Origin of the sequence: Synechococcus sp. B60.1, assembly GCF_047462555.1 — a bacterium.
Lineage (GTDB): Bacteria > Cyanobacteriota > Cyanobacteriia > Thermostichales > Thermostichaceae > Thermostichus.
The window spans coordinates 2,409-5,713 of sequence record NZ_JANSJN010000071.1 but is presented as its reverse complement, the minus strand read 5'-3'; the positions used below and the strand labels follow the sequence as shown (position 1 = coordinate 5,713).

3 protein-coding genes are annotated in these 3,305 nt (G+C 61.2%); 1 reads left to right on the top strand and 2 read right to left on the bottom strand.

The window, feature by feature from the left end:
- Positions 1 to 863 (bottom strand): class 1 fructose-bisphosphatase (fbp, locus tag NW863_RS09015; RefSeq protein WP_414365876.1); only part of this gene is annotated, 863 nt, incomplete at its 3' end.
- A gap of 349 nt (positions 864 to 1,212) precedes the next feature.
- Between fbp and ilvD the strand changes: the two genes are divergently transcribed.
- Positions 1,213 to 2,910, top strand: coding sequence for a dihydroxy-acid dehydratase (gene ilvD / locus NW863_RS09010; protein WP_414365872.1), 1,698 nt, complete (start codon positions 1,213 to 1,215; stop codon positions 2,908 to 2,910).
- Between the two features lie 92 nt (positions 2,911 to 3,002).
- Here the strand turns inward: ilvD and NW863_RS09005 are convergent.
- A partial coding sequence (locus NW863_RS09005; protein ID WP_414365871.1) for an alkaline phosphatase PhoX occupies positions 3,003 to 3,305 on the bottom strand: 303 nt, incomplete at its 5' end.

Below are 3,305 nucleotides of genomic sequence, written 5' to 3'. Positions count from 1 at the left end.
CCCCCCGCCTGCTCAACTAAAAACGCCAGCGGGTTGGCCTCGTACATCAGCCGCAGCTTGCCCTCTGGTTTTTTCTGGGTGCCCGGATAGAGGTACACCCCGCCTTGAAGGAGGATGCGGTGAAAATCCGCCACCAGAGCGCCGCTGTAGCGGGAGGTGTAGCCATCGTGGCGGTGGACGTAGCGGACATAGTTCTGGATCCCTTCGCTCCACTGGCAGAAGTAGCCCTCGTTAAGGCTGTAGACGGAGCCGCGTTCGGGAATGCGAATATCGCTCCTGGAGAGGATGAACTCGCCCAAGCTGGGATCCAACGTAAAACTGTGTACCCCCTTGCCGACGGAATAGACCAGTTGGGTGCTGGGGCCGTAGAGGATGTAGCCGGCAGCCAGTTGGCGGCGGCCCGGCTGCAGGAGATCTTGGTTGTCTGCTTCCGGACGATCCTCTAGAGGATGAAGGACGGAGAAAATCGAGCCGACGCTGAGGTTGGCGTCAATGTTGGAAGATCCATCCAAGGGATCGATCACCAGGGCCAAGCGGCTGAGGGAGCAGTTTTCCGGCAGGCGAGCTGGGGTTTTCATCTCTTCTGACACCAGCCGACACACCAGGCCCGTCTGCTCCAAGGCGCGGATGAAGGCCCGGTTGGCATAGTCGTCCATCTGTTGCTGTTCTTCCCCTTGGACATTGACGCTGCCGGTCACCCCCAACGTTCCTTCGATCAGCCCTGCCTGGCTGAGGCGACGGGCAATCATCTTGCCGGCTAGGGCAATGCGGTTCATCAGGGCGCTGAAGTCCTGGGCCTCGGCAGTAAAGCTGCCAAACTGCTGCAAGACATGGCGGGAGAGGGTGAGCACATCCCGCGCCATCTCCCGTTCGGCGCTGCTGGGCACGGCGGCGGGGGAGGGAGGAGAGCTGAGAACCATACGCGGCTTCACTGACACCTAAGAGGAAACGCCGGAACAAGAGGTTCCTGGCTTCTGTATCTCGAACCGGAGGGCAAGGACTGCGTCCCGCTGACGCAATTGGAATCTGGGATCCCCTTTACTAGGTAGGCTGGCCGATTCTCGGCGCAGGTGCCGAGAACTTACAGAGTTGCTTCAGATTTGGCCGGATCCCTCTTGTCAGGAGGGTTACGGTTGCCTTTGGGAAAAGCGGTAGGATGAGTTCTACCCATTCTTTTCCCTGCTCACTTTTCTCTGTTTCTTCTTACCAATGATGGCCAACTCTCCTTTTCCGCTGCGCAGCCAAGTGGTCACCCAGGGGGTGCAGCGCTCCCCCAACCGCGCCATGCTCAGGGCGGTGGGCTTTCGCGATGAGGACTTCGGCAAGCCCATCGTCGGCATCGCCAACGCCCACAGCACCATTACCCCCTGCAACATCGGCATCCAAGCCCTGGCCGAGCGAGCCGAAGCTGCCCTGCGGGAGGCCGGCTGCATGCCTCAGATCTTCGGCACCATTACCATCAGCGACGGCATTTCCATGGGCACCGAGGGCATGAAGTACTCCCTCGTGTCGCGGGAGGTGATTGCCGATTCCATCGAGACGGTGGTCAACGGCCAGAGTATGGATGGTCTCTTGGCCATTGGTGGCTGCGACAAAAACATGCCGGGGGCGATGATTGCCATGGCCCGCCTCAACGTGCCCTCCATCTTTGTCTATGGCGGCACCATCAAGCCGGGGCACTACAACGGCCGCGACCTCACCATCGTCAGCGCCTTTGAAGCGGTAGGGGAGTACAGCGCCGGGCACATCTCCGAGGAAGAGCTGCTGGCGGTGGAGCGCCACGCCTGCCCCGGTGCCGGATCCTGTGGCGGCATGTACACCGCCAACACCATGTCCAGCGCCTTTGAGGCCATGGGCATGAGCCTGCCCTATTCCTCTACCATGGCGGCAGAGGATGAAGAAAAAGCCGAAAGCGCTGCCCAATCGGCCAAGGTCTTGGCCGAGGCCATTAAAGCCAACATTCGGCCCCGCGACATCATCACCCGCCAGAGCATTGAGAACGCCATCTCCGTCATCATGGCCGTAGGGGGATCCACCAACGCCGTGCTCCACTTTTTGGCCATTGCCCACGCCGCGGAGGTGCCCCTGACGTTGGATGACTTTGAGACCATCCGCGCCCGCGTGCCCGTCCTTTGCGACCTCAAGCCTTCGGGCCGCTTTGTTGCCACCGATCTGCACCGGGCTGGCGGGATCCCCCAAGTAATGAAGATCCTGCTCAACCACGGCTTGCTGCACGGGGACTGCCTCACCATCTCCGGCCAGACAATTGCCGAAGTCCTGCGGGACGTGCCGGACGAGCCCAGCCCTGACCAAGAGGTGATTCGCCCCTGGCACAGCCCCCTTTACCCCCAAGGGCACATAGCCATCCTCAAAGGTAACCTTGCTCCCGAAGGGGCAGTGGCCAAGATTAGCGGCGTCAAGACACCCAAGATCACGGGGCCGGCGCGGGTCTTTGACTCGGAGGAGTCCTGTCTGCAGGCTATCCTTGCTGGCCAAATTCGACCAGGGGACGTCGTGGTGATCCGCTACGAAGGCCCCAAGGGCGGCCCTGGCATGCGGGAGATGCTCTCCCCCACTTCGGCCATCATCGGCGCTGGCTTGGGAGATAGCGTGGGCCTGATCACCGATGGCCGCTTCTCTGGTGGTACCTACGGCATGGTGGTGGGCCATGTGGCGCCTGAGGCCTACGTAGGCGGCCCCATTGCCCTGGTGGAAGAAGGGGATTTAATTACCATCGATGCCCCCGCTCGTCTGTTGCACCTGCATGTTAGCGAGGAAGAACTGGCCCGCCGCCGCGCCCGCTGGGTTCCCCCCGAGCCTCGCTACAAACGGGGCACCTTGGCCAAGTACGCCAAGCTCGTCTCCAGCAGCAGCCTGGGGGCGGTGACCGATTTGAACTTGTGGGAGTAGGCCCTTCTCCCTCAGGGAGAGGGGAGTAACTCTTGCAGGAAAAAGCGGCAGGGATCCCTGCCGCTGGGTTAAGTTGACGGCTTCGGCGCCAACTAGGTACCAATGACGCCGCCGTCATTTTTGGTAATCACCACCACCGCCGAGCGGGGATAGATGTTGTCGTCGTAGTCAGGCCAGCGCGAAGCAATCTTGCCGGCAGCGAAGTCTTCGGCACTGGTGGTGGAGCCGGGGTGCTGGACATTGATGAACATGGTGCGCTGGTCGGGAGTGGTAACCACGCCGGTGATCTCCTGTCCAATCGGCCCGGTCAAGAAGCGACGAATTTCTCCCGTATCCGGGTCGGCAGCCAGCATCTGGTTGTTGCCGAACTGGGCAAAATCTCCCTTGTTGAGGTT